The organism is Pseudomonas sp. NFPP24 (assembly GCF_900112095.1).
Taxonomy (GTDB): Bacteria; Pseudomonadota; Gammaproteobacteria; order Pseudomonadales; family Pseudomonadaceae; genus Aquipseudomonas; species Aquipseudomonas extremorientalis.
Genome location: NZ_FOKD01000004.1, coordinates 229,399 through 253,637, shown reverse-complemented (window position 1 = coordinate 253,637; position 24,239 = coordinate 229,399). Strand labels below are relative to the sequence as shown.

22 protein-coding genes and 1 tRNA gene are annotated in these 24,239 nt (G+C 61.1%); 13 read left to right on the top strand and 10 right to left on the bottom strand.

All coding sequences use genetic code 11. From position 1 onward, the window contains the following. Positions 1 to 161: 161 nt before the first annotated feature. The 5 genes from BM026_RS10650 to BM026_RS10630 all read left to right on the top strand — a co-directional run bounded on the left by BM026_RS10650 (position 162) and on the right by BM026_RS10630 (position 6,572). Complete coding sequence (locus BM026_RS10650; RefSeq protein WP_092246283.1) at positions 162 to 1,457, top strand: murein hydrolase activator EnvC family protein; 1,296 nt, start codon at positions 162 to 164, stop codon at positions 1,455 to 1,457. Between the two features lie 30 nt (positions 1,458 to 1,487). Continuing rightward, complete coding sequence (locus BM026_RS10645; RefSeq protein ID WP_071492420.1) at positions 1,488 to 2,795, top strand: S41 family peptidase; 1,308 nt, start codon at positions 1,488 to 1,490, stop codon at positions 2,793 to 2,795. A 1-nt stretch (position 2,796) separates the two neighbouring features. Beyond that, complete coding sequence (locus BM026_RS10640) at positions 2,797 to 3,567, top strand: divergent polysaccharide deacetylase family protein (RefSeq protein ID WP_092246280.1); 771 nt, start codon at positions 2,797 to 2,799, stop codon at positions 3,565 to 3,567. A gap of 70 nt (positions 3,568 to 3,637) precedes the next feature. Further along, entirely contained in the window at positions 3,638 to 5,218 is a 1,581-nt protein-coding gene (locus BM026_RS10635) for a trypsin-like serine protease (RefSeq protein ID WP_093528467.1), read from the top strand. Positions 5,219 to 5,276: 58 nt separating this feature from the next. Beyond that, on the top strand, positions 5,277 to 6,572 hold the full coding sequence (locus tag BM026_RS10630; protein WP_093528464.1) for a Vps62-related protein: 1,296 nt from the start codon (positions 5,277 to 5,279) through the stop codon (positions 6,570 to 6,572). Here BM026_RS10630 and BM026_RS10625 read toward each other — a convergent pair. The 7 genes from BM026_RS10625 to BM026_RS10595 all read right to left on the bottom strand — a co-directional run bounded on the left by BM026_RS10625 (position 6,525) and on the right by BM026_RS10595 (position 12,304). Further along, complete coding sequence (locus BM026_RS10625; RefSeq protein WP_092246272.1) at positions 6,525 to 7,280, bottom strand: substrate-binding periplasmic protein; 756 nt, start codon at positions 7,278 to 7,280, stop codon at positions 6,525 to 6,527. The two genes, BM026_RS10630 and BM026_RS10625, sit on opposite strands and share 48 nt — an antisense overlap. A 66-nt stretch (positions 7,281 to 7,346) precedes the next feature. Next, positions 7,347 to 8,117 (bottom strand): imidazole glycerol phosphate synthase subunit HisF, encoded by a 771-nt coding sequence (gene hisF / locus BM026_RS10620; RefSeq protein WP_003171107.1) that lies wholly within the window; start codon positions 8,115 to 8,117, stop codon positions 7,347 to 7,349. Positions 8,118 to 8,126: 9 nt separating this feature from the next. After that, positions 8,127 to 8,864, bottom strand: a complete 738-nt coding sequence (gene hisA, locus BM026_RS10615) for a 1-(5-phosphoribosyl)-5-[(5-phosphoribosylamino)methylideneamino]imidazole-4-carboxamide isomerase (protein ID WP_016972250.1) — start codon at positions 8,862 to 8,864, stop codon at positions 8,127 to 8,129. 39 nt (positions 8,865 to 8,903) lie between these two features. Continuing rightward, the gene (locus BM026_RS10610) at positions 8,904 to 9,161 is read right to left on the bottom strand and encodes a DUF2164 domain-containing protein (RefSeq protein ID WP_071492426.1); all 258 of its coding nucleotides are present in this window, start codon (positions 9,159 to 9,161) and stop codon (positions 8,904 to 8,906) included. Then, positions 9,161 to 9,799 (bottom strand): imidazole glycerol phosphate synthase subunit HisH, encoded by a 639-nt coding sequence (gene hisH / locus BM026_RS10605; protein WP_071492427.1) that lies wholly within the window; start codon positions 9,797 to 9,799, stop codon positions 9,161 to 9,163. The genes BM026_RS10610 and hisH overlap by 1 nt, the downstream gene beginning before the upstream one ends. Further along, on the bottom strand, positions 9,799 to 10,392 hold the full coding sequence (hisB, locus tag BM026_RS10600; RefSeq protein ID WP_017849940.1) for an imidazoleglycerol-phosphate dehydratase HisB: 594 nt from the start codon (positions 10,390 to 10,392) through the stop codon (positions 9,799 to 9,801). The genes hisH and hisB overlap by 1 nt, the downstream gene beginning before the upstream one ends. Before the next feature lie 250 nt (positions 10,393 to 10,642). Continuing rightward, positions 10,643 to 12,304: an OFA family MFS transporter gene (locus tag BM026_RS10595; protein ID WP_071492428.1), complete on the bottom strand. Its 1,662-nt coding sequence runs from the start codon at positions 12,302 to 12,304 to the stop codon at positions 10,643 to 10,645. 325 nt (positions 12,305 to 12,629) lie between these two features. Here BM026_RS10595 and BM026_RS10590 point away from each other — a divergent pair, with 325 nt between their 5' ends. The 4 genes from BM026_RS10590 (at position 12,630) to BM026_RS10575 (ending at position 16,352) form a co-directional block, all read left to right on the top strand. Further along, complete coding sequence (locus BM026_RS10590; RefSeq protein WP_093528462.1) at positions 12,630 to 14,840, top strand: AsmA family protein; 2,211 nt, start codon at positions 12,630 to 12,632, stop codon at positions 14,838 to 14,840. Beyond that, entirely contained in the window at positions 14,837 to 15,904 is a 1,068-nt protein-coding gene (mutY, locus tag BM026_RS10585; RefSeq protein ID WP_071492430.1) for an A/G-specific adenine glycosylase, read from the top strand. Before BM026_RS10590 ends, mutY begins: the two co-directional genes overlap by 4 nt. Continuing rightward, positions 15,901 to 16,173 carry an oxidative damage protection protein gene (locus tag BM026_RS10580; RefSeq protein ID WP_028615361.1) on the top strand — a complete coding sequence of 91 codons (273 nt, stop codon included), beginning with the start codon at positions 15,901 to 15,903 and terminating at the stop codon, positions 16,171 to 16,173. The genes mutY and BM026_RS10580 overlap by 4 nt, the downstream gene beginning before the upstream one ends. A gap of 103 nt (positions 16,174 to 16,276) precedes the next feature. Next, positions 16,277 to 16,352 (top strand) — tRNA-Phe (locus BM026_RS10575). Positions 16,353 to 16,483: 131 nt separating this feature from the next. On the opposite strand, the gene BM026_RS10570 is transcribed toward BM026_RS10575, so the two are convergent. Beyond that, positions 16,484 to 18,076 (bottom strand): ArnT family glycosyltransferase, encoded by a 1,593-nt coding sequence (locus BM026_RS10570; protein ID WP_093528459.1) that lies wholly within the window; start codon positions 18,074 to 18,076, stop codon positions 16,484 to 16,486. 87 nt (positions 18,077 to 18,163) lie between these two features. Further along, entirely contained in the window at positions 18,164 to 19,129 is a 966-nt protein-coding gene (locus tag BM026_RS10565) for an arsenic resistance protein (protein WP_093528456.1), read from the bottom strand. Positions 19,130 to 19,307: 178 nt separating this feature from the next. Here BM026_RS10565 and BM026_RS10560 point away from each other — a divergent pair, with 178 nt between their 5' ends. Both BM026_RS10560 and BM026_RS10555 read left to right on the top strand, forming a co-directional pair. After that, complete coding sequence (locus BM026_RS10560) at positions 19,308 to 20,285, top strand: alpha/beta hydrolase family protein (protein WP_093528453.1); 978 nt, start codon at positions 19,308 to 19,310, stop codon at positions 20,283 to 20,285. Between the two features lie 12 nt (positions 20,286 to 20,297). After that, on the top strand, positions 20,298 to 20,711 hold the full coding sequence (locus BM026_RS10555) for a hypothetical protein (protein WP_071492434.1): 414 nt from the start codon (positions 20,298 to 20,300) through the stop codon (positions 20,709 to 20,711). A gap of 42 nt (positions 20,712 to 20,753) precedes the next feature. Here the strand turns inward: BM026_RS10555 and gabP are convergent, their stop codons facing one another. Beyond that, entirely contained in the window at positions 20,754 to 22,145 is a 1,392-nt protein-coding gene (gene gabP / locus BM026_RS10550) for a GABA permease (RefSeq protein WP_093513500.1), read from the bottom strand. Positions 22,146 to 22,698: 553 nt separating this feature from the next. Between gabP and BM026_RS10545 the strand changes: the two genes are divergently transcribed. Together BM026_RS10545 and BM026_RS10540 are read left to right on the top strand one after the other, a co-directional pair. Next, the gene (locus BM026_RS10545) at positions 22,699 to 23,472 is read left to right on the top strand and encodes an ABC transporter ATP-binding protein (RefSeq protein ID WP_012721734.1); all 774 of its coding nucleotides are present in this window, start codon (positions 22,699 to 22,701) and stop codon (positions 23,470 to 23,472) included. 13 nt (positions 23,473 to 23,485) lie between these two features. Next, a complete protein-coding gene (locus tag BM026_RS10540) occupies positions 23,486 to 24,238 on the top strand; it encodes an ABC transporter substrate-binding protein (RefSeq protein WP_071492436.1) in 753 nt (250 codons plus the stop codon). Position 24,239: the final 1 nt, after the last annotated feature.

Genomic DNA, 24,239 nt, shown 5'->3' with positions numbered 1-24,239 from the left:
AAGCCCCCTCCCACATTGGATCTGCGGTGTTTGGAACATGTCTTTTTGCCATACCACTGCCACTCGGCACCTATCTTGCGCTACAGCCCGAATTGGGCGTTTTTTTTGCCGCGCTTGGCGGGCATACTAGGCCGTCCATTTCCCTGGTGTCGCCCGCCTCTATGCTTCGCGCCTTGATTACCCTTGCTCTTGTCTGCCTGCTCCAACCGGCGTTTGCCGACGAGCGCGCACAAACCCAACAACAGTTGGACGCTACGCGTCAGGACATTACCGAGCTGAAGAAACTGCTCGGCAAGCTCCAGGAAGAGAAATCCGGAGTGCAGAAAGACCTGCGCGGTACGGAAACCGAGATGGGCAAGCTGGAGAAGCAGGTCCAGGAGCTACAAAAAGAATTAAAGAAGAGCGAGTCGGAACTGGAGCGACTCGACGCTGAGAAAAAAAAACTCCAGAGCGCCCGCGTTGAACAGCAACGCCTGATCGCGATCCAGGCCCGTGCCGCCTACCAGAACGGCCGCCAGGAATACCTCAAGCTGCTGCTCAACCAGCAGAACCCCGAGAAATTCGCGCGCACCCTCACCTACTACGACTACCTGAGCAAGGCCCGGCTGGAGCAACTTAAAAGCTTCAACGAAACCCTGCGCCAGTTGGTCAACGTCGAACAGGAGATCGCCAACCAGCAGTCGCAGCTGGAAGACCAGAAAAGCGCCCTCAACGCCCAGCGCGACGAGCTGGACAAGGTTCGCAAGGAGCGCCAACTGGCCCTGGCCAAGCTCAATGAGGATGTGAAGGCCCGCGACGCCAAGCTCCAGGCCCGCGAGCAGGACCAGGCCGACTTGGCCAAAGTGCTTAAAACCATCGAGGAAACCCTGGCACGCCAGGCACGCGAGGCCGAAGAAGCGCGACAGAAAGCGCTGATCGCCCAGCAGGAAGCCGAAAAAAAGCGCCAGCGTGAGGCCGAGCTGGCCGCCACTACGGATGCGCCAGCACCGCGTAAACCGGCGCATGCAGCGCCTGGCCCGCTGGTTTCCAGCGCCGGCGAGTCGTTCGGTGGGCCTTTTGCTTCGGCCCGCGGCAAACTTCCATGGCCAGTTGATGGTCGATTACTGGCACGCTTCGGGGAAACCCGTGGCGATGACACCCGCGCCAAGTGGGATGGGGTGATGATCAGCGCCTCCGCCGGCAGCCAGGTCCACGCCGTTCATGGCGGGCGTGTGGTGTTTGCCGATTGGCTGCGGGGCGCCGGTTTGCTGGTGATTCTCGACCACGGCAATGGCTATTTGAGCCTTTACGGCCACAATCAGACATTACTCAAGTCGGCAGGTGATGTTGTAAAAGCCGGTGAATCCATCTCCACTGTGGGTAACAGTGGTGGCCAGGACACTCCGGCGCTGTACTTCGCTATTCGTCAGCAGGGTCGCCCGAGCGATCCCGCACAATGGTGCCGCTCCCAAGGATAGGGGCGCATCTACATTAGGAGTTCGTTCGACATGCTGCATTTGTCCCGCCTCACTTCGCTGGCCCTGACGATCGCCCTGGTGATCGGCGCGCCCCTGGCTTTCGCCGACCAGGCTGCCCCGGCCAGCACGGCCGCGACCACCAAGGCGCCGCTGCCGCTGGACGAGCTGCGCACCTTTGCCGAGGTCATGGACCGGATCAAGGCCGCTTATGTCGAACCTGTAGACGACAAGACCCTGCTGGAAAATGCCATCAAGGGCATGCTCAGCAACCTCGACCCGCACTCCGCCTACCTGGGACCGGAAGATTTTGCCGAGCTGCAGGAAAGCACCAGCGGCGAATTCGGCGGCCTGGGCATCGAAGTCGGCTCCGAAGACGGCAACATCAAGGTCGTCTCGCCGATCGACGACACCCCGGCGTCCAAGGCCGGCATCCAGGCCGGCGACTTCATCGTCAAGATCAACGGCCAGCCGACCCGTGGCCAGACCATGACTGAAGCCGTCGACAAGATGCGCGGCAAGATCGGCCAGAAAATCACCCTGACCCTGGTACGCGACGGCGGCAACCCGTTCGACGTGACGCTGACCCGGGCGACCATTGTGGTCAAGAGTGTGAAGAGCCAGCTGCTGGAGTCGGGCTACGGCTACATCCGCATCACCCAATTCCAGGTCAAGACCGGCGACGAAGTGGCCAAGGCCCTGGCCAAGCTGCGCAAGGACAACGGCAAGAAGCTCAGCGGTATCGTGCTCGACCTGCGCAACAACCCGGGCGGCGTGCTGCAGTCGGCAGTGGAAGTGGTCGACCACTTCATCACCAAGGGCCTGATCGTGTACACCAAGGGCCGCATTGCCAACTCCGAACTGCGCTTCTCGGCAACGGGCAACGACCTCAGCGAAAACGTCCCGTTGGCCGTGCTGATCAACGGCGGCAGCGCCTCGGCGTCGGAGATCGTCGCCGGCGCCCTGCAAGACCAGAAGCGCGGCGTGCTGATGGGTACCACCAGTTTCGGCAAAGGCTCGGTGCAAACCGTGTTGCCGCTGAACAACGAACGTGCGCTGAAGATCACCACGGCGCTGTACTACACGCCAAATGGTCGCTCGATCCAGGCCCAGGGCATCGTGCCCGACATCGAGGTGCGCAAAGCCAAGATCACCAACGAGATCGACAGCGAGTACTACAAAGAAGCGGACCTGCAAGGCCATCTGGGCAATGGCAACGGCGGCGCCGACCAGCCCACCGGCAGCGGCAAGAAAGCCAAGCCGATGCCACAGGACGATGACTACCAACTGGCCCAGGCGCTGAGCCTGCTCAAGGGCTTGAGCATTACGCGCAGCCGTTGATATGCGTTTTGCCCTGATCATCGCCGTGCTGTGCAGCCTGGCCGGAGTCGCCCATGCGACCCCGGCCAACGAGCCCAACAAAGCCTACCTGACCCTTATCATCGACGACCTCGGGCAAAATCTGCCCAGGGATCGTCGCGTGCTGGCCCTGCCCGGGCCGGTGACCACGGCGATCATGCCCGACACGCCCCATGCCGCCGAATTCGCCCGCGAAGCCCACAAGGCCGGCAAGATCGTGATCCTGCACATGCCCATGGACCCGGCCACCGGCCCGTTCGCCTGGCACCCGGAGTTGCCCATCGAGGAACTCGGCAGGCGCCTGGACGCTGCCTTCAAGGCAGTGCCCTACACCGCGGGCATCAACAACCACATGGGCAGCCGCATGACCGCGCAGCCCGAGGCCATGGCCTGGTTGATGGGCGAACTGCAACGGCGCAACAAATTCTTTGTCGACAGCCGCACCAGCGCCAAGACAGTCGCCGCCGCCGAGGCGCAGAAGATCGGCCTGGCCAGCGTCTCGCGGGACGTGTTCCTGGACGACGAACGCACCGAAGCGGCAATCACCACGCAGCTGCAGAGCGCAATCAAACTGGCGCACAAACAGGGTTCGGCGGTGATGATCGGCCATCCCTACCCGCAAACCCTGGCGGTGCTGGAGCGCGAGCTGCCCAAGCTCAAGGCCCAGGGCGTGGAGTGGATCGATATCAAGTTGATGATCAGCGTGCGCAGTAACCAGGCAATGGCCGGCCATGGCAAGAATGGCAAGTACTAGATAGCTACCGTACTGCCCAGCTGACATTCCTGAATAGTCGAACCTTGCGCTCACTCTTTCAGGACATGCCATGAACACGCTCCACCACTTGATTTCGGGGCTGCTGCTCTGCAGCCTTTCCAACCTGCTTATCGCGGCACCAAGGGACTATGGTGAAGGCCTTGCCAACGCCAGCCCGCCCAGAATGCTCGCCAATGCGCAGCATCAGCACGCCCATTGGACTGGCGTCGGTCGCATCCGCAATGAAGCCCAGGCCCTCTGCACCGCCTCCCTACTGGACACCCGCGACGACGCAGGCAAGTCCGGCCCGGCCTATGTGCTCACCAGCAGCCACTGCCTTCATCGCCATAACGGCGGGGTACAAAAAGACCTGGATATCAAAGGCAACATCAGCTTCAACTACTTCGACGACACGCTGGAGAGCCTCAAGACCTTTCCGTTGAAAACCCTGAAATGGAGCAGTAGCCAGGGAGTGGACCTGGCGATCGTCGAGCTGAAAGCTTCGCTTGCCGATTTGCTGAAGGCAGGCATCGCCCCTTTGAAACTGGCCGAAGCGGTCCCCGCCGACGGGGTCGATATCCTCGCGCTGGCTGCACCGGAATGGGACACCCTGCATCTCTCCGCCTGCGCGCAGCAAGCCTCGCGCGAACTGGTGGAACAGCCGTTCGTGTGGCGGGTGACCATGAAAAACCAATGCCAGGGTATCGGCCGCGGCGGCTTCGGCGGGCCACTGCTGGAGCGGGCGACTAATACGCTCTTCGGCATTCTCAGCACCAGCACTTCAGGCCAGACCGAAGAACGCAAATGCCAAAGGGACGCGCCCTGCGAGGTCAACAACGGTATGCCCACCTGGCACTCCGAAACGAACTACGGCAGCCCGGTGACGTTCCTCAACCGGTGCTTTGTCGAAGGCGTTCTGAAAGCCGACAGTGAACACTGCGAACTCTTCCCGACCACCACCATTTCCTTTCGGCACCCGGACCCCATCCAGCAATACTTCGTCAAGCGACCCGACGGCACACACAAGGATATCGTGCCGCGCTGGAACCTTTCCTTCACGACCAACACTGCGCTCTATCGCTACAAAACCACTCGGCGCGCCATTGATTGCGAAAAACCGGAGCTTTACAGCACCCCGATCAAGGCGCAGGACGCGTACGTGAATGACGCCATCGGACCGGAAACCGGTATGCACATGCTGTGTATCGTCGGCTTGGATTCCGAGGAACAACAGGCGACCAACGGCATGATGAAAAATGCCCTGACCCTGGCGGTGGAACTGGCCGAACCCGGGCCGGCACGCACGCCGAACTTGAGCATCAGCCTGGATAAACAGGGGCTGGCGGCCTACACCGTGATCTGGAAGCTCGCGCCGCCATTCATGCATCGCTACTCCTACAAGTTCGGCCCGGCCACCACGACCGATTGCCTCAGGCCAGTCGATTACCTGGCCTTTCCGCCCCCTCCCGTGGAGGAGGAGGACGAACCTATCGAGATATTTTCCACGCTCAATGACTCCCCCAGCACGCGAACAGAGCAGTACGCACGGCTGATCACCGTTCGGGACAGACCCTACAAGATCTGCACCTACGCCTACGACCAGGCTGACCAACCCTCAGCACTGCGCGTGGACTTGCTCAAACCCCGCTAACCGGTCCGGCTCGACCACATCGAGAGACAGAACCATTCCATCCACAAGGAGTACCCCCATGGAACCCATCCAAGTCAAAGACCTGCTGATCAACTTCACTTCGGAGTTCACCCCACTCTGGAACGACCAAGGCTCGGGCGCCAAAAAGTCGGCCAGCTTTTGGCGCCCGAGCACCAGTGCCGATCACTTGATCTCGTTCTCCTCATTGGGAGATGTCGCTCACCCGAGCCATGACAATTTGAATCATCGCAAGACCGTCGTTGTTGTCAGCGAAGCCAACAAAACCAACGGCACCGCACTTCGCCAACCGAAAGACTTCATAGAAGTCTGGAACAGTCGCGGCACAGGCGCCAACGCTGATATTTCCATCTGGCAGCCGGTCCCGCCTGATGGCTATGTGGCCCTGGGTACCGTATGCGGCGTGGGCTATCAACGGCCTTCGCTGAACACCGTGCGCTGTGTGCGGGCTGACCTGGCCGTGCCGGCTTACGTTGCCGATCACATCTGGAATGACAAAGGCAGTCGCGGCCAAATCGACTTCAGTGCCTGGGACGTCATGCCGCCGACCGCTCATCCTGGAGAGGCTTACCTGGCACCAGGGACATTTTTCGGGGTGCGGGGCTATGCAAAGCCCGAAGCGCCCGGGTTAGCGCATGCCTTGCATATCCCCCTGACCGAGGTGGCGGGGCACGAGCTCCCGGCCCCGCCCGCACCGTCTGCAGACGGGCAACCTTCAACCCTGGACGCCGAAGAGTCCTTGCATGTCTGCCAACTCCCCTGGTTTCTAGTCTCCGACCCGGAGCTGCCAGCCGACGAGCAACCCTTGCGGTCCCCCTTCTACAGGCTGCAAAGACGCGACAAGTACGTACTGGTCGATGTGGCGCGCAACCCAACGACCACCAGCCAGACCTTCAAATGGACGATTACCAAAGGCTCGCCCGGTTTCGCAGCCAACTTCCTCAAGTGGGCCACGGGTGTCGACATGACCGAGGCATGGACAGGCCATTCTCTCAGAACCAACCCGAAAAGCTCGGTAAGGCTGGGCAGTGCATTCACTCACTCGAGCGTTTCGTCCAAAGGCTGGACCGCCCCGCAAACCACCGACATCGCTGCATATGTCCCGGCCCACAAGACCGTGGCAGCCTATGTGCTCGAAAGCGAGTACACATTGCTGCGCAGGGATGCCAGCCCCCTGGCAACATCAGTGACCTACACCAATACCGAGCAGGTGTATTTCAGTGAGGCAAATACCACCGATTCCGTAGAGGCCGAGCGCCCGCAGCCCGTGCCCGCAAAGGAGCCGCCACTAGAGGTAACGCCCCATGATGTCAGCCACGACCCCCTCGTCTCGTAACTGATCCAACGCCGCTTGAAGCCTGCTCACTACTTCATCCGGCACCTGCTTGTTGAGCGCCAGGTACAGTTCGGCGCTGTTGAAACGCAGGATTGTCTTGAGCCCGGAGACCCCGATCTGGCGCGCCAGATAACGCCCGGCGGGGTCGCCGGTGGCCCACAGGTCGATCTGGCCATCCAGCAGCTTTTGCGCGTTGTCCTGGTCGCGCAGCACGACGACCGGGTTGAGTCCCTGCTTTTCCAGGGTCTCGGCGATGGCATCGCCCTTGTAGGCACCGATCCTGTAGCGGCGCGCGTGCTCAAGGTCGTTCAGCTGGATCTTGCTGTCGGCCTTGGCCAACAGCACCCAATCGTCCGGACCGATGGGGCCGACCCATTTGAACAGCGCCTCCCGGTCCGGCAGGCGCGCCATCACGAACACGCCGTAGCCTGGTTTCTCCAGGGCGAGCTTGTAGATGCGCTCCCAGGGGAAACGCAGGGTGAGATTGTAGGAAATGCCCGCACGCTTGAAGGTTTCGCGCACGATGTCCACGGCGATGCCTTCGATGTTCTCGTCCTTGGCGAAGTTCTTGCCGTTTTTCGCCATGTTGTAGGGCGGGAAGTTTTCCGTCAGCAACACCAGGGAGGCGTCGGACGGTTCCTCGGCGCGGGCCGGAACGGTCAACAGGAGGGACGTACTGGCAAGGGCGAGCAGCAGGTGCTTGAACATGAAAGTTACCGGAATCCATGGCAAGCGCAGAGAGTGCCTCTGGCCTGCCATGGTGTCCAGCAGCGTTTAGCGAACGACGATACCGCGCGCCGCCATGTAGGCCTTGGCCTCGGGAACGGTGTATTCGCCAAAGTGGAAAATACTCGCCGCCAGTACCGCGCTGGCGTGGCCTTCGATCACGCCGTCGGCCAGGTGCTGCAGGTTGCCGACGCCGCCGGAAGCGATCACCGGGATGCCCAGCGCATCGCTGATGGCCCGGGTCACGCCCAGGTCGAAGCCGTTTTTCATGCCGTCCTGGTCCATGCTGGTCAGCAGGATTTCACCGGCACCCAGGCCTTCCATCTTCATCGCCCACTCCACCGCGTCCAGGCCGGTCGGCTTGCGACCGCCGTGGGTGAAGATCTCCCAGCGCGGGGTTTCGCCCGGGCCGGAGACTTTCTTGGCGTCGATGGCGACCACGATACATTGCGAGCCGAAGTGCTGTGCGGCCTCGCCCACGAACTCCGGGTTGAACACCGCCGCCGTGTTGATCGAAACCTTGTCCGCGCCGGCATTGAGCAGGTTGCGGATGTCTTGCACAGTGCGCACGCCACCGCCCACGGTCAGCGGGATGAAGACCTGGCTGGCCATGCGCTCGACGGTATGCAACGTGGTATCGCGGCCGTCGACACTGGCGGTGATGTCGAGAAAGGTAATCTCGTCGGCACCTTGCTCATCGTAGCGGCGGGCAATTTCCACCGGGTCACCGGCGTCGCGGATGTTCTCGAACTTGACGCCCTTGACCACGCGACCGTTGTCGACGTCCAGGCAAGGGATGATGCGTTTGGCCAGCGCCATGGTCAGTCCTCAGCCGTTGTAGGCATCGCAGTAAGCCTGGGCTTCAGCGACGTCCAGGGTCCCTTCGTAGATCGCACGGCCGGTGATGGCGCCGATGATGCCGGGCGCCTTGGCGTCCAGCAGCGACTTGATGTCGCCCAGGTTGTGGATGCCGCCGGAAGCGATCACCGGGATCTTCGTGGCGGCCGCCAGCGCAGCAGTGAATGGCACGTTGCAGCCCTGCATCATGCCGTCTTTGGCGATGTCGGTATAAACGATGGCGGAGACGCCGTCGGCTTCAAACTGCCTGGCCAGGTCTATCACCTGCACCGTGCTGATTTCAGCCCAGCCGTCGGTGGCGACGAAACCGTCCTTGGCGTCCAGGCCCACGATCACTTTGCCCGGGAACGCGCGGCAGGCTTCGGCGACGAACGCCGGGTCTTTCACCGCCTTGGTGCCGATGATCACGTAGCTCACGCCGGCCTTGACGTAGTGCTCGATGGTTTCCAGGGAGCGGATACCGCCACCGATCTGGATCGGCAGGTTCGGGTAACGCTTGGCAATGGCGGTGACCACTTCACCGTTCACCGGCTGGCCTTCGAAGGCGCCGTTCAAGTCCACCAGATGCAGACGACGGCAGCCCCCTTCCACCCATTTGGCGGCCATGCTCACCGGGTCATCGGAGAACACGGTGGAGTCTTCCATGCGGCCTTGGCGCAGACGTACGCAGGCACCGTCCTTGAGATCGATAGCGGGGATAATCAGCATCTGGCAAACCTTATTCGATATTCAGCAATGCTTGGGAAATCAGGGTTTCTCAAGCGACCACAGGTCGCTTTCGATGCTTTCGAACCTTTCTTTAAGGAGCGTCTGCGCGTCGAAAATCGCCCTGTTGTAATAGTGCGGAGCCACTTCGGTGGTGAACAGTTCGAGGATCTCGGCGACCTCGAACGACCCCAGCTTGAGCTCGAAGCGATCTTCCATGAAACGCTTGATCTTGAGGGTAGCCTCACTCTCCTGTTCAGGCGTGAGGTTCAAGACCGGCTGCTTCGGCTTCCTGGCCATTACCAGCGCCCGTCCCAGGCGGCGAAGTTCTGCAGCAATTGCAGGCCATGGGTATGGCTCTTCTCCGGGTGGAACTGCACGGCAAACCGCGAGCCTTCGGCCAGTGCAGCGGCGAAGTCGACGCCGTAGTGCCCGCCACCCACCACCTGGCCCGGCTTACCGGCGGCAATGTAGTAGCTGTGCACGAAGTAGAAGCGCGCCATGTCCGGAATGTCGTGCCACAGCGGGTGATCCACCGCCTGGCTGACTTCGTTCCAGCCCATGTGCGGGACTTTCAGGTGAGCGCCGTCTTCATGCAGGTCTTTGCCGAAGAACTTCACTTGCCCAGGGAACAGGCCGATGCAGTCGACGCCCTCATTCTCTTCACTGCGGTCGAGCAAGGCTTGCATGCCCACGCAGATGCCGAGGAAGGGACGGTCCTGGCTGACTTCGCGCACCAGGCTGTCAAAGCCCAGGCGGCGAATCTCGGCCATGCAATCGCGAATCGCGCCGACGCCGGGAAACACCACGCGATCGGCTTCGCGAATCACGTTGGCATCGCTGGTGATCAGTACCTTGCCGGCCCCTACATGCTCGAGGGCCTTGGCCACCGAGTGCAGGTTACCCATGCCGTAATCGATAACCGCGACCGTCTGCATTACAGGACGCCCTTGGTCGAAGGCATTTGCCCGGCCATGCGCTCATCCAGCTCCACAGCCATGCGCAGGGCGCGGCCGAAAGCCTTGAACACGGTTTCGATCTGGTGGTGGGTGTTGGTGCCGCGCAGGTTGTCGATGTGCAGGCTGACAAGCGCGTGGTTGACGAACCCCTGGAAGAACTCCTGGAACAGGTCGACGTCGAAGCCGCCCACGGTGGCGCGGGTGTAGGGCACGTGCATCTGCAGGCCTGGACGGCCGGAGAAGTCGATGACCACACGCGACAGCGCTTCGTCCAGCGGGACATAGGCATGGCCGTAGCGACGGATGCCTTTCTTGTCGCCGATGGCCTTGGCAAACGCCTGGCCGAGGGTGATACCGACGTCTTCCACCGTGTGGTGGTCGTCGATATGCAGGTCGCCCTTGCTGACGATATCCAGGTCGATCAGCCCGTGACGGGCGATCTGGTCCAGCATGTGCTCAAGAAAAGGTACACCGATATCAAATCGGGCCTTTCCGGTGCCATCCAGGTTGATCGAGGCTTTGATCTGGGTTTCCAGAGTGTCGCGCTCGACGGACGCCTTACGTTCGGCCATCACCAGCTCCGCAAAATCATTGGGCGAAAAAGGCAGCCATTATAGGGGCGCGGGCGCCAAACAGAAACATCGGAGGGGATAAGACTGATGGAGTGTCGGGGATAGACATGTGCATACATGTGAGAACCCGCTTTTGTGGAGCTGGCTTGCCTGCGATGCAGGCACCTCGGCTTTTCAGTTGCACCGAGGTGATGCCATCGCGGGCAAGCCCGGCTCCCACAGGAACCGCGCCCACAAAATTTTTGCGGTGTTAGTGGAACAGGACTGCGGTCTTCTGCAGGGTCACCCACACACCCCACGCCAACGGAATACCCACCACCAGCCAGGCAGCGATCGCCAATGGCACGGTGCCCGGGGCTGCTTTCCACTCCAGGGAAGTGGTGGCATCCGCGCCTTTGTCATGGCCCAGCGCCTGTTCGGCGGCCAGTTCGGCGTCGGTCATGAAGTACTTGTCCGCCACCGGACGGACCAGCAGGTTGCAGATAAAGCCCAGCACCAGCAGGCCAGCGAGGATGTACAAGGTGATGTCATAGGCCGCAGCGCGTTCAACGCCGATGCTCAGTTGATACTCACGCAGGTAGTTCACCAACACCGGGCCCAACACGCCAGCCGCCGCCCAGGCGGTCAACAGGCGACCGTGGATCGCGCCGACCATTTGCGTACCGAACAGGTCGGCCAGGTAGGCCGGGACGGTCGCAAAACCACCGCCGTACATCGACAGGATGATGCAGAACGCCGCCACGAACAGCGCCACGTTGCCCAGGTGCCCCAGGTTCGGGATCAGCGCGTACAGGGCAAAGCCCAGGGCGAAGAACACGAAGTAGGTGTTTTTGCGGCCCAGGTAGTCGGAGAACGACGCCCAGAAGAACCGGCCACCGATGTTGAACAGGCTCAACAGGCCAGTGAAGCCCGCCGCAATGGCGGCGATGGAGGCCAGTTGACCGGCGTCCAGCTGGCCGAATGGCACATCCACACCCAGCAACTTGCCGCCGAACACTTCCTGCAGCAGGGGCGAAGCCATGCCGAGGATGCCGATACCGGCGGACACGTTCAGGCACAGCACCAGCCATACCAGGCGGAATTGCGGGGTTTTCCACGCCACGTTCACGTGTACGTGACGGTGGGTGATCATTGCATTGCTGGCTTTTTTCGCCGGCGCGGTCCAGCCTTCAGGCTTCCAGCCGGTCGGCGGGACGCGGTAGGACAAGGCGCCACCGATCATGAACACGAAGTAGATCGCGGCCATCACCAGGAAGCTCTGCCACACGCCCACGCTGGTGGGCGTAGCAAAGTGACCCATCAATGCCGCTGCCAACGGGGCACCCACCATCGCGCCACCGCCGAAGCCCATGATCGCCATGCCGGTGGCCATCCCGCGCTTGTCCGGGAACCACTTGATCAGGGTCGACACGGGCGAGATATAGCCCAGGCCCAGGCCGATACCGCCAATGACCCCGGAGCCGATCCACATCAGCCAGATCTGGTGGGTATAGATCCCCAACGCCGAAATCAACAGGCCGCCACACCAGCACAGCGCCGAAACAACGCCCGCCTTGCGTGGCCCGGCATGTTCCAGCCAGCCGCCCCAGATCGCTGCCGAGCAGCCCAGGAAGATGAAGAACAGCGTGTAGATCCAGCCCAGCATGGAGATGGGCCAGTCGCATTGGGACGAAAAGACTTGAGCGATAAAGCTCATGTCCGGCGCGCAGGCGACCGGTTTGGTGATACCAAGCGCTTTGGACAGTGGCAGCCAGAACACCGAGAACCCATAGGCCATGCCGATGCACAGGTGGATGGCCAAGGCGGCCGGCGGAACCAGCCAGCGGTTGAAGCCGGGCTTGGCGATAATGCGTTCCTTGGACAGGAACGCAGGCTGCGCGGCAGATGAAGCTGCCGCAGTGCTAGTGCTCATTGGTGTTTCCCCCAGTTGTTAGTATGTGTCCGTCAGGCGCTCTCTCCCTCGGCCTTGCACGCAAAGCGCGGCCGTTTTGTTGAGTGAAGCTCCGTTTTAGGCGCGACGTTAAGTCGCAGAAGGCGGACGAACATGCAGAGATTAGCATCTGTGGATGACAGAAAAACCAAACTGCCATCACCTTTTTCAGGAAATCTGCTTTGTTTGACGTCAAAAACCCGTTTCCCGGCCCCTGGATACAATGTAACGATCGGGGCACTGACGCAGGCCGTCGGGCGTTATACTCTGCGGCTAAATTTTGAAATCGACATACAAGGACTCGCCCATGAAAGCGTTCGGCAAAATCCTGGGTCTGGTACTTCTCGGGCTGTTGCTGATCATTGTGGCCCTGGGCTTTGCCCTGACCCACCTCTTCGATCCCAACGACTATAAAGATGAGATCCGCCAGATTGCCCGCGACAAGGCCCACATCGAGCTGACGCTCAATGGCGATATCGGCTGGAGCCTGTTCCCCTGGCTCGGGCTGGAACTGCACGAAGCCAGCGTGGCGACCCTGACCAACCCGACCAAACCGTTCGCCGACTTGCAGATGCTCGGCCTGTCGGTACGGGTTTTACCGCTGCTGCGTCGTGAAGTGCAGATGAGCGATGTGCGTGTCGAAGGCCTCAACCTGCGCCTGAACCGCGACAAACAAGGCCATGGCGATTGGGAAGACATCGGCAAAAGCGCCAATGAGCCGAGCGCCAGCGCACCCGCTGCCGCGGAACAGGCCGCCGAGCCCGAGCCGGAGAAACCCTCGAAACCTATCCGGCTGGACATCGACAGCCTGACCATCAACAACGCCCGCATCGAATACAACGACGAGCAGACCGGCAAGCAGTTCAGCGCCGAAAGCATCCAGCTGAGCGCCGGCGCCGTGCACGAAGGCGCCAGTATTCCGGTGAAGCTCACTGCCTTCTTCGGCACCAACCAGCCGGTGATGCGCGTCAAGACCGAACTCAACGGCAACCTGCGCATCCAGCGCGCCCTCAAGCGTTATCAGCTGGAAGACATGAAGATCACCGGCGAAGCCACGGGCGAACCGCTGCAAGGCAAGACCGTGACCTTCTCCACCCAGGGCCAACTGCTGGTGGACCAGGCGGCCAATATCGCCGAATGGACCAACCTGAAGCTCTCGGCCAACCAGTTGCGCGCCTTGGGCGAGCTTAAGGTCAACGACCTGGACAAGACCCCGCAGCTCAGCGGCGCCCTGTCCATTGCCCAGTTCGACCTGGCCAAGTTCCTCGACAGCGTCGGCCACCCCCTGCCACCGATGGCCGAGGGCAGCCTGAGCAAGGTCGAACTGGTCAGCCGCCTCAAGGGCACCCCGACCAGCCTGGCGCTGGAAGACCTGAACCTGAAACTCGACGGCAGCACCTTCACCGGTCGCCTGGCGGTGGACGATTTCGCCAAACAGTCCCTGCGTGTGCAGCTCAAGGGCGATACATTCAACGCCGACAACTACCTGCCGGCCAAGTCCGAATCCGCCAAGGGTGCAAGCGCCGCACGCCAGGCCGAGGTGCAGAACAGCGAAGCCGGTGCCATGGCCGCCGGCGGCACCACGCCATTGCCCGACGCCCCGACCAAGGGCGCCTGGAGCACCGACAAGCTGCTGCCATTGACGCGCCTGCGCACGCTGGACGTGGATGCCGACCTCGCCTTCGGTCAACTGACCCTGAGCAAATTGCCGATCCAGAATGCGGCGCTCAAAGCGTCCGGCCTCGACGGCCAACTCAAGCTCGACACCTTGAGCGGCGGTCTCTACAACGGCACCTTCCAGGCCAACGGCAGCCTCGATGTGCGCCAGGATATTCCGGTGCTGGCGTTGCAGAGCCGGATCAAGCAGGTGCCGGTCGAGCGCATCCTGCAGGCCCAGGGGCAGAACCCGCCGGTAAAAGGCCAGATCACCCTGGACAGCAACCTCACAGGCCGCGGCAACAGCCAGAAAGCCCTGATCGACAGCCTCAACGGCACCGCCAGTTTCGTGATCAACAACGGCGTGCTGCTCAACGCCAACCTTGAGCAACAACTGTGCACCGGCATTGCCCTGCTCAACCGCAAGACGCTGAGCAGCACGCCGCCAGGCAAGGACACGCCGTTCCAGGAGCTGAAAGGCAACCTGACCTTCCGTAACGGTGTGGCCAGCAACCCTGACCTGAAAGTGCGCATCCCGGGCCTGACCGTCAATGGTAACGGTGATGTGGACTTGCGCGTGCTGGGCATGGACTACCGCGTCGGCATCATTGTCGAGGGCGACCAGCGCGAAACGCCGGACCCTGCCTGCCAGGTCGGCTCCAACTTCCAGGGCATCGAAGTGCCGCTGCGCTGCCGTGGCCCGCTGGAGCTGGGCGCCAAGGCCTGCCGCCTGGACAAGGACGGCTTGACCCAGGTCGCCATCAAGGCGGCCGGCAACAAGCTTAGCGACAAGCTGGAAGAGAAGCTCGACAAGGTGAACCCGCAGTTGAAAGATGCATTGAAGGGCCTGTTCAAGCGATGAGAAACGAGCAGTTTTCAGAGGCCGTGCTCAATTGGTACGACCGCCACGGTCGCCATGACCTGCCCTGGCAACAGGGCATCACGCCTTATCGGGTGTGGGTCTCGGAGATCATGCTGCAGCAGACCCAGGTCAGCACGGTGCTCAATTACTTCGACCGCTTCATGGCGTCATTGCCAACGGTCGAAGCCTTGGCCGCCGCGCCGGAAGATGAAGTGCTGCACCTGTGGACCGGCCTGGGTTACTACACCCGGGCGCGCAACCTGCAAAAGACCGCGAAGATTGTCGTGGCCGAGTACGGTGGCGAGTTTCCCAGGGATGTCGAAAAGCTCACCGAGCTGCCCGGTATCGGCCTGTCCACCGCCGGCGCGATTGCCAGCCTGAGCATGGGCCTGCGTGCGCCGATCCTCGACGGCAACGTCAAGCGCGTGCTGGCGCGGTTTACCGCACAGGAGGGCTACCCCGGCGAACCCAAGGTGGCCAAGCAGCTGTGGGCCACCGCAGAGCGCTTCACGCCCCAGACCCGCGTCAACGCCTACACCCAGGCGATGATGGACATGGGCGCCACCCTCTGCACCCGCAGCAAGCCCAGCTGCCTGCTGTGCCCGCTGGAAAAACATTGCGAAGCCCACATGCTCGGCCTGGAGACGCGCTATCCGATCCCCAAGCCGCGCAAGACCATCCCGCAAAAGCGCACGCTGATGCCGATGCTGGCGAATGCCGAGGGCGCGATCCTGCTTTACCGTCGCCCTTCCACCGGGCTGTGGGGCGGCCTGTGGAGTTTGCCGGAGCTGGATGACCTGCAAGACCTGGAACACCTGGCCCACCAGCATGCGCTGGAACTGGGCAACCAACAGGCGCTGCCGGGGTTGATCCACACCTTCAGCCACTTCCAGCTCGCCATCGAACCCTGGCTGATCCAGGTCGAGGAAACCGCCCATCACGTGGCCGAGGCCGACTGGCTCTGGTATAACCTCGCCACCCCGCCGCGCCTGGGCCTTGCCGCCCCGGTAAAAAAACTGCTGAAACGCGCGGCCGACGTATTGAATGCAGGAGTGTCGTCATGACCCGCACCATCATGTGCCGCAAGTACAAAGAAGAATTGCCCGGCCTGGAACGCCCTCCGTATCCAGGCGCCAAGGGCCAGGACATTTTCGAACATGTCTCGGCCAAAGCCTGGGGCGACTGGTTGAAACATCAGACCCTGCTGATCAACGAAAAACGCCTGAACATGATGAACGCCGAAGATCGCAAATACCTGGCGGGCGAGATGGACAAGTTCTTTTCCGGCGAGGAATACGCCAAGGCCGACGGCTACGTGCCGCCTGCTCAATAATTGATCAAAAACCGGGGCCGGCACGTAAGCGACGGTAATAATTAAATATTTTTCGAAAACTTGCTTGACGACCCCCTGAAAAACCCGTTTAATGCGCCCCGTTGCCCAGATAGCTCAGTCGGTAGAGCAGGGGATTGAAAATCCCCGTGTCGGCGGTTCGATTCCGTCTCTGGGCACCACTATTCAGTTTCAAGTGGTGCAAACGTCATTTGAAACACACAAAAACCCGCCTAGTGCGGTTTTTTTGTTGTCTGTCGTTTATTGCGTTGTCCAGGGGCGGCCTACGCCACCCCGAAACGAACGACCTCTATTACTTCAACAAGAACACCATCAGCGGATTGTCGTTCAGCCGCCCTTCAAACCTTGGCGTCTGCTTCTCCAGAGGCGTTCCTTGCAGCAACGCGGTTTCCTTGCGCGACACAATTGCCCAGGCGGGTCGAGGCAAAGTCCCCAGTCGCTCTATTTCGCTGCCTTCGATAAAGATCGGTTGCTCATCATGGTCCAGGTTCATCATGTAGCGCACCGCCCAAGTGTCTCGGCCGAGATTGATGAACACCAGCGGCCCCGGCTGCGCGGCACGCAACGCCTCCACCTGGCCGACAAACTTCCGGGTATCGAACTGCATATCCTTGGAGGGCTCCACCACAGTGACCAACACCACCCACTGCGCCATCAACGCGATCAGGCTGAGCCACACCAACCGCCCTCCCCGATGCCAGACGATCAGCGCCGCCACCTGCAGCACCACCAGCCCGCCAATCAGCAGCGGCAGTGAAACCGCCGGCCAGTAACCGTGCTTCTGCCAGCCATGCCGACACACAAAGATCGCAACCACGCACAACGCCGGCAGCGCGACGACAAGCGCTTCGTAGCAGCGGCGCACGCCCGTGAGCCAGCCTTGCGCCTGGAGCAGCCCATAGGCCGCGACAGCCGCGAACATCGGCACCATGGGCAGGATGTAATAAGCGCGCTTGAAGTGCGGTATCGACAGCCCGAGCAAGATCATCAAGCCGCAGGCACCTAACCGCGCGACCAGTTGCATGTCGCCCTCAAACCGCTCGGGCCAGCGATGACGCAGGGCAATCATCGTAGCGAGCGCCAATGGCACCACCGGAAAATAGCGGTACAGACTCAGCTGGAAATAGAAGTAGAACGGCTCTCCGGTTTCATCCAGGCGCCCGCCGACCTGCATCTTGAACACCTCATCGGCAAACGCGTCGCCCCCACTGATGCGCGCCAGCTTCACCAGCAGCCACCAACAGGCTGCCAGCAGCACCACGCCGACGATGCCGTGAATCAGCACCTGTTTCACACGCTCGCCAGGCTTGGCCAGCGCCCAATACACACACACCACACCACAGACCTCGATCAACCCCAATGGCCCGCGTATCGCAAAACCCAGGACAAACAGCGGGAACACCGCAAGCCGCCTCCAGCGTCCGCCGCTGTGCAGCAGGTAGAAACTGCCTACACAGAGCAACGCCACCATCTGGTCCAGGCATACCGAGCGGGACTTTTCGAGCAGTTGGGTGGTGAGCAACGTCAGCAGCACCGTGAGCAGTGCCCACGGCCGGCTCGCAGGCACCAGCAAGCGATAGATCACCGCGACTACGCCAGCAGAAGCCAGGGCGGTCGGCAGGATATTCGCCAGATGGTTGGGCGCACCGAACAGCCTGGCAAATACATAACTGAAGAAGGTCGCGGTGCCGGGATAATCCGCGTAGGGCAGGCCATAGGTGGTCGGGAAAAAGCTCACGCCATGGCGAAACATCTCTTGCAGGAACAGCGCCCATCGCCCATCAAACCCTTGGGGCTGTTGATCCCAGATGCCCAGGGTGAACAACAATAGAGCGAAGAGGAAAATCCCTGAGGATTCCAGGCGAAAACGGTTGCGGTGATCCATCGGTTGACCTGTCAGGTAAGGGGCGCCGACTTATGGTGCCGACCGCCCTGCTGAATAGCGCCTGAACAGACTGGAAAATTTGTGCGTCTACCGACCTGCGGGCCACACCCACTTCGGGATCAGCCGCACGTAAATCAACTCCCCGACCAGTTCGACCAGGGTTTGCAGGATCACCGCCGTCGCCGCCAACCCGCGCACATCGTCGGGAAGGGCCAGCGCCAAGGGCAGCACCACCAACGAATTGCGTGTCGATGCACTGAATGTTACCGCCCGCGCCGTTGCGGCCGGGAGCGCAAACAGCCGCGACGCCAGCGCACCCATCAACGGTGCCAACAGCAGAAAGCCGATATACACCGGAATCACCGGCAACAGCAGGTTGATATCCCGCACCACGGAAGTGATTTGCGAACCGATCACCACAAACAACACCAGCGCCATCGCCGGCACGGGCAGCCACGCCCAGGCGCTGCTCCACGCGTTGACGACAGATGATCGCCGCGCCAGGGAAGTCGTGAGCACTGCCAGAATCATCGGCATCACAATCAACAACAGGAATGCTTCGACAAATGGTCCCGCCTCCACCACGACCTCAGACTGCGGCCCCAGCATCAACCCCAAGTACAACGGCAACAGCGCCAACTGCAGCAGCAACAGCACCGGCGTCGCCGCCAGCATCAGCCGTGAGTCGCCCTCGCCAATATGCGTAAACACCACCACGTAGTCGATGCAAGGCGTCAGCAACACCAGCAACGCACCCACCAGCAACGCCGGGCGCCCGACCAGGCTTTGGGTCAGCGCCCACACCAGCAAGGGCACCAGGATGAAGTTGGCCAGCAGCAATGCCGACAGGAAGCGCTTGTTACCCAAGCCTTGGCGCAGGTCCAGAAACGGTATTTGCAGGAACATCGCGTACATCAGCACGGCGATGGCGGGGGTGACCAGTGCGCTGAGATCGTGGGCGAATGAAAGGGGAAGCAGACCGAAAACGACGGCCAGAAACACAGTGACGAGGTAGATCGGAATCTGGTTGTGTTCGAGGGCATCGCGGGTCATAAGATGGTCTAGTCGAATCGAAAGAGTGCAAGGTTATGCATCTACCGGCTCCAGGTCGAGCGACGCAAGCAGGCGATCCAATCCGTCATTTGATAAACCACCAAATGACAGCGCAAGTGCTGGCAAACTGAGCAATTGTTTCTAAAAAAACAAGAAACCGATCCAGGTCGAGAAACCAATGAATTTGAACGACGCCTCTTTACCATTGCCTCCAGTCCCGCCTGCACGCGATCACAGCGAACCCTTCAAGGAACCCGCCGCCGACGGCCATATCCTGGGCGGCTTCGCCTGGCGCCATATCAGGACCGACCCCGCACGCCCGGTGGTGATCATCAACGCCGCCACCTCCGTACGCTGCCGCCACTACGCTCGCTTCGCCGACTACCTGTTCGCCAACGGCTTCGATGTCATCACCTACGACTACCGTGGCATCGGCGAATCCCGCAACGGCTCGCTGCGCCACTTCAAGGCCTCGTGGTCGGATTGGGGCGTGCTGGATTTCGAGGCGATGCTCACGCGTGCGCAACGGGAGTTCCCAGGGCAGCCGATTGACGTAGTCGCCCACAGCTTTGGCGGTTGCGCGGCAGGACTCGCGGCGTCGGGTGCTGTTATTCGACGGATCGTCACGGTGGGCGCACAGTTCGCCTACTGGCGCGATTACGCACCAAGCGGGCGCTGGCGCATGTTTGCCAAGTGGCATGTGGTAATGCCGCTGCTGACGGCACTGTGCGGATACTTCCCCGGCAAGCGCCTGGGCTGGCTGGAAGATACGCCAGCCGGCGTAGTGCGCGACTGGAGCATGCCGACGCCCCGGTATGAAACACGCCCCAGCGGTCGAGCGCTGGGCAACCTGCCCTTCAGCCGCGTGAAAGCGCAGATACTGGCAATCAGCATCACGGATGACCCCTTCGGCACCGTGGCGGCCATCGAGCGGTTGCTGGGTTATTTTGACGGCAGCGAGCGTACGCACCTGCGCATAGCGCCGGAAGATATCGGTGAAAACCAGGTCGGGCATTTCGCCTTTTTCCGCAGCGAATATCAGGACCGGTTGTGGCCGATTGCAATGGCGTGGCTTCAAAACGGTCAATTGGCGGCAGATACCCTTGGGATTTCCCCCAACCTGCGCTTCAATACTCCCCCCGATCCAGAACCCTAGGACGCCAACCCCATGGCCTCGCCGAACAAGCAGCAAAAACGCGCCCACCGGGCAAAGGCCAAGGCCAAGCAGAACCGCACCCAGCGCGCCGTCGCGACCAAACCGGATGCGTTTGCCGGCGATGACAGCCGCATTGACTTGGAGTCGGTGGATTTGACGGAGATGTTTGTCGAGATGCGCACCGCAGGCGAAACCAGCCAGCAGGCGTTGTGCACGGCATTCCTGGCGCACCCGCTGTTGGCGCTGGTGCTGGAGCAGGAAGGCGAAGAGCAAGCCACCGATTTCATCCTGGCGGCGCTGATCGAGTATCGACAGTGGGCGACGGATACCGATGATGAGGCGGCTGCATTGGCGTGGATCGAGTCGCCGCAGTTCCAGGCGGATTACGTCGCGGCGTCTCAGGCGCTGATCACCCCAGAAGCCTGACGCGAAAACAAAGTGGGAGGGGCTTGCCCCTCCCACATTGGGTCAGTTAAGTACCGCAGCGCCCACTCGCTGCGCCTTGCGGCGACTCGCCACCATCAGCCCCGCCGCCACTACCAGCAAGCTCAGCACACCGGTCGCGATGATCTCGACCCGATGCGCTTCCTGGAACAGCATGATGGTCAACGTCCCCACGATGAACACCATCACCGCGTAGGTCAGGCCAGGGAACAGCCACATCTTGAAGACAATCTTCTCGCCCGCCGCCGTGCGCTTCTGGCGCATGCGCAGTTGCGATACTGCGATCACCAGGTACACCAGCAGCGCGATGGCGCCGGAGCTGGCCAGCAGGAACTCGAACACCGCCGCCGGGGCCACGTAGTTGGCGAAGACCGCCAGGAACGCCGCACCGGTGGACAACAACACCGCCCAGTAAGGCGTGCCGCTCTTGTTGGTACGCTTGGCAACAGCCGGTGCATCACCGCGACGGCCCAGGGAGAACAGCATGCGCGAAGCGGTATACAGCGCCGAGTTCAAGCAACTGGTCACGGCCACCAGTACCACCAGGTCGACGATCAGCTTGGCATTCGGGATACCCATGCGTTCCAGCACGGTCTGGTAGGAACCCACGGCCGCCAGGGTCGGATCGTTCCAAGGCACCAGGGACACCACGATGAAGATCGACAGCAGGTAGAACAAACCAATCCGCCAGATCACCGAGTTGGTGGCCTTGGTGATTTGCTGGCCTGGGTTCTTCGATTCAGCAGCGGCGATGGTGACGATCTCGGTACCCATGAACGAGAACATGGTGGTCAGGATCGCAGCCAGTACGGCGCCCATGCCGTTTGGCATAAAGCCCTGGGTATCGAACAGATGGGAAACACCGCTGACCTGGCTGGTCGGCAGGAAACCGAAAATCGCGGCCAGGCCAAGGATCACGAAGCCTACGATCGCCACGACCTTGATCAACGCGAACCAGAACTCGAACTCGCCGTAGTTCTTCACGCTGAACAGGTTGGTCGCCGTCAGCAACAGGGTGATGATCAGGGTAAAGGCCCAGATAGCCACATCCGGGAACCAGGCATGCAGGATGGTCGCGGCGGCGTTGGCTTCCAACGGAATCACCAAGACCCAGAACCACCAGTACAACCAGCCGATGGTAAAGCCGGCCCAATGGCCAATCGCACGGTCGGCATAAGTGGAGAAAGAACCGGTGTCCGGCGACGCCACGGCCATTTCGGCCAGCATGCGCATCACCAATACCACCAGCGTGCCCGCTGCGGCATACGCCAGCAGTACGGCCGGGCCGGCGGCAGCAATCGCGTGGCCGGAGCCGACAAACAGACCGGCACCGATGACGCCGGCAATCGACAGCATGGTGACGTGACGCGGTTTTAGCCCCTGTTCGAGGTCATTGGAGCTTTGCGTACTACTCATTGACACACCTTTGCGAGGAATTGCGAAAACGGTCCACCCGGCCCGGGATCTTTCTCGTGAAAAGAAACCAACAGGGCGTTCTTTATTTTTTACGCAAGATTTGCGCCAAAATGTTACAGAGCCACGATTGACGCGGGCTGTAGGACGATTCAACAACCATCGCAAGTCATTGAGAACAATGGCATTCCGCTATAGCGTTACCGTGCGACTCACATTCAAGACGAATAAACGCACCATAAACACACACAAAAAGTACGTGACGCTCCATAAAAGGGCTGATAAGCACCGTTTGCCCGGTTAACCCTTCCAACACCCGGCCAAAGCTGGCACCATCGCGCCCTTTTTTACGCAAAGCCTGCGGTTTTCCGGGTTCAAACGGTTGTTCGGTTGTTGATGGCGCGACACGCTGCTGTGCCGATGCGACACCCCCCGCACACCATCGGTTTACCGCCGGCCGCGCTGTTGGCTGCCATCAGGACGCTATGCTAGCTTGGCGCCTCGCCAGGAAGGCGGCCCAACAGCAGGATTGCAACGAACACAATGAGGACCCCACATGGCCGAGGCCACGCCCGCGCTTGAAATCCGCAACTTGCATAAACGCTATGGTGAGCTGGAGGTACTCAAAGGTATCTCGCTGACCGCTCGCGACGGCGATGTGATCTCGATCCTGGGTTCCTCCGGTTCCGGCAAGTCCACCTTCCTGCGCTGCATCAACCTGCTGGAAAACCCGCACCAGGGCCAGATCCTGGTGGCCGGCGAAGAACTCAAGCTCAAGGCCGCGAAAAACGGCGAACTGATGGCCGCCGACGGCAAGCAGATCAACCGCCTGCGCAGCGAAATCGGTTTTGTGTTTCAAAACTTTAACCTGTGGCCGCACATGAGCATCCTCGACAACATCATCGAGGCCCCGCGCCGCGTGCTCGGCCAAAGCAAGGCCGAAGCCATCGAAGTCGCCGAAGCGCTGCTGGACAAGGTCGGCATTGCCGACAAGCGCCACGCCTACCCCGCGCAATTGTCCGGCGGCCAGCAACAACGGGCCGCCATCGCGCGCACCCTGGCGATGCAGCCCAAGGTCATCCTGTTCGACGAGCCCACTTCCGCGCTTGACCCGGAAATGGTTCAGGAAGTACTTAATGTGATCCGCGCGCTGGCCGAAGAAGGCCGCACCATGCTGCTGGTCACCCATGAAATGGGCTTCGCCCGTCAGGTGTCCAGTGAAGTGGTGTTCCTCCACCAGGGCCTGGTCGAAGAGCAAGGATCGCCACAGCAGGTGTTTGAAAACCCGCTTTCGGCGCGCTGCAAACAATTCATGTCCAGCAACCGCTAACGGAGCAACATGCATGCAGAACTATAAAAAATTCCTTCTGGCCGCGGCCGTCTCGATGGCGTTCAGCGCCACGGCCATGGCAGAAACCTTGAAAATGGGGATTGAAGCGGCCTACCCGCCGTTCAACAACAAAGACGCGAGCGGCAACGTGGTCGGCTTCGACAAAGACATCGGCGACGCCCTGTGCGCCAAGATGAAAGTCGAGAAGTGCGAAGTGTATGTGTCCGACTGGGACGGCATCATCCCGGCCCTGAACGCCAAGAAGTTCGACTTCCTGGTGTCCTCGCTGTCGATCACCGACGAGCGCAAGCAGGCCGTCGACTTCACCGACCCGTACTACTCCAACAAGCTGCAATTCATCGCGCCTAAAGCCACCGCCGACTTCAAGACTGACGCGGCGTACCTGAAAGGCAAGGTCATCGGTGCACAACGCGCGACGCTGGCCGGTACCTACCTGGAAGACAAGCTGCCTGAAACCGAAGCCAAGCTGTACGACACCCAGGAAAACGCCTACCTCGACCTGACCTCCGGTCGCCTGGATGGCATCCTCGCCGACAAGTACGTGCAGTACGAATGGCTCAAGAGCAAAGACGGTTCGGCCTACGAGTTCAAGGGCGACCCGGTTGTAGAAAGCGACAAGATCGGTATCGCCGTACGCAAGGGCGACCCACTGCGCGAGCGCCTGAACAAAGCCCTGGCAGAGATCAAGGCAGACGGCACCTACAAGAAGATCAACGACAAGTACTTCCCTTTCAGCATCGAATGAT

What these genes read in the sequence shown, in the direction of transcription:
- BM026_RS10650 (WP_092246283.1), top strand. Translation starts at nt 162, where the DNA reads ATGCTTCGCGCCTTGATTACCCTTGCTCTTGTCTGCCTGCTCCAACCG.
- BM026_RS10645 (WP_071492420.1), top strand. Translation starts at nt 1,488, where the DNA reads ATGCTGCATTTGTCCCGCCTCACTTCGCTGGCCCTGACGATCGCCCTG.
- BM026_RS10640 (WP_092246280.1), top strand. Translation starts at nt 2,797, where the DNA reads ATGCGTTTTGCCCTGATCATCGCCGTGCTGTGCAGCCTGGCCGGAGTC.
- BM026_RS10635 (WP_093528467.1), top strand. Translation starts at nt 3,638, where the DNA reads ATGAACACGCTCCACCACTTGATTTCGGGGCTGCTGCTCTGCAGCCTT.
- BM026_RS10630 (WP_093528464.1), top strand. Translation starts at nt 5,277, where the DNA reads ATGGAACCCATCCAAGTCAAAGACCTGCTGATCAACTTCACTTCGGAG.
- BM026_RS10625 (WP_092246272.1), bottom strand. Translation starts at nt 7,280, where the DNA reads ATGTTCAAGCACCTGCTGCTCGCCCTTGCCAGTACGTCCCTCCTGTTG.
- hisF (WP_003171107.1), bottom strand. Translation starts at nt 8,117, where the DNA reads ATGGCGCTGGCCAAACGCATCATCCCTTGCCTGGACGTCGACAACGGT.
- hisA (WP_016972250.1), bottom strand. Translation starts at nt 8,864, where the DNA reads ATGCTGATTATCCCCGCTATCGATCTCAAGGACGGTGCCTGCGTACGT.
- BM026_RS10610 (WP_071492426.1), bottom strand. Translation starts at nt 9,161, where the DNA reads ATGGCCAGGAAGCCGAAGCAGCCGGTCTTGAACCTCACGCCTGAACAG.
- hisH (WP_071492427.1), bottom strand. Translation starts at nt 9,799, where the DNA reads ATGCAGACGGTCGCGGTTATCGATTACGGCATGGGTAACCTGCACTCG.
- hisB (WP_017849940.1), bottom strand. Translation starts at nt 10,392, where the DNA reads ATGGCCGAACGTAAGGCGTCCGTCGAGCGCGACACTCTGGAAACCCAG.
- BM026_RS10595 (WP_071492428.1), bottom strand. Translation starts at nt 12,304, where the DNA reads ATGAGCACTAGCACTGCGGCAGCTTCATCTGCCGCGCAGCCTGCGTTC.
- BM026_RS10590 (WP_093528462.1), top strand. Translation starts at nt 12,630, where the DNA reads ATGAAAGCGTTCGGCAAAATCCTGGGTCTGGTACTTCTCGGGCTGTTG.
- mutY (WP_071492430.1), top strand. Translation starts at nt 14,837, where the DNA reads ATGAGAAACGAGCAGTTTTCAGAGGCCGTGCTCAATTGGTACGACCGC.
- BM026_RS10580 (WP_028615361.1), top strand. Translation starts at nt 15,901, where the DNA reads ATGACCCGCACCATCATGTGCCGCAAGTACAAAGAAGAATTGCCCGGC.
- BM026_RS10570 (WP_093528459.1), bottom strand. Translation starts at nt 18,076, where the DNA reads ATGGATCACCGCAACCGTTTTCGCCTGGAATCCTCAGGGATTTTCCTC.
- BM026_RS10565 (WP_093528456.1), bottom strand. Translation starts at nt 19,129, where the DNA reads ATGACCCGCGATGCCCTCGAACACAACCAGATTCCGATCTACCTCGTC.
- BM026_RS10560 (WP_093528453.1), top strand. Translation starts at nt 19,308, where the DNA reads ATGAATTTGAACGACGCCTCTTTACCATTGCCTCCAGTCCCGCCTGCA.
- BM026_RS10555 (WP_071492434.1), top strand. Translation starts at nt 20,298, where the DNA reads ATGGCCTCGCCGAACAAGCAGCAAAAACGCGCCCACCGGGCAAAGGCC.
- gabP (WP_093513500.1), bottom strand. Translation starts at nt 22,145, where the DNA reads ATGAGTAGTACGCAAAGCTCCAATGACCTCGAACAGGGGCTAAAACCG.
- BM026_RS10545 (WP_012721734.1), top strand. Translation starts at nt 22,699, where the DNA reads ATGGCCGAGGCCACGCCCGCGCTTGAAATCCGCAACTTGCATAAACGC.
- BM026_RS10540 (WP_071492436.1), top strand. Translation starts at nt 23,486, where the DNA reads ATGCAGAACTATAAAAAATTCCTTCTGGCCGCGGCCGTCTCGATGGCG.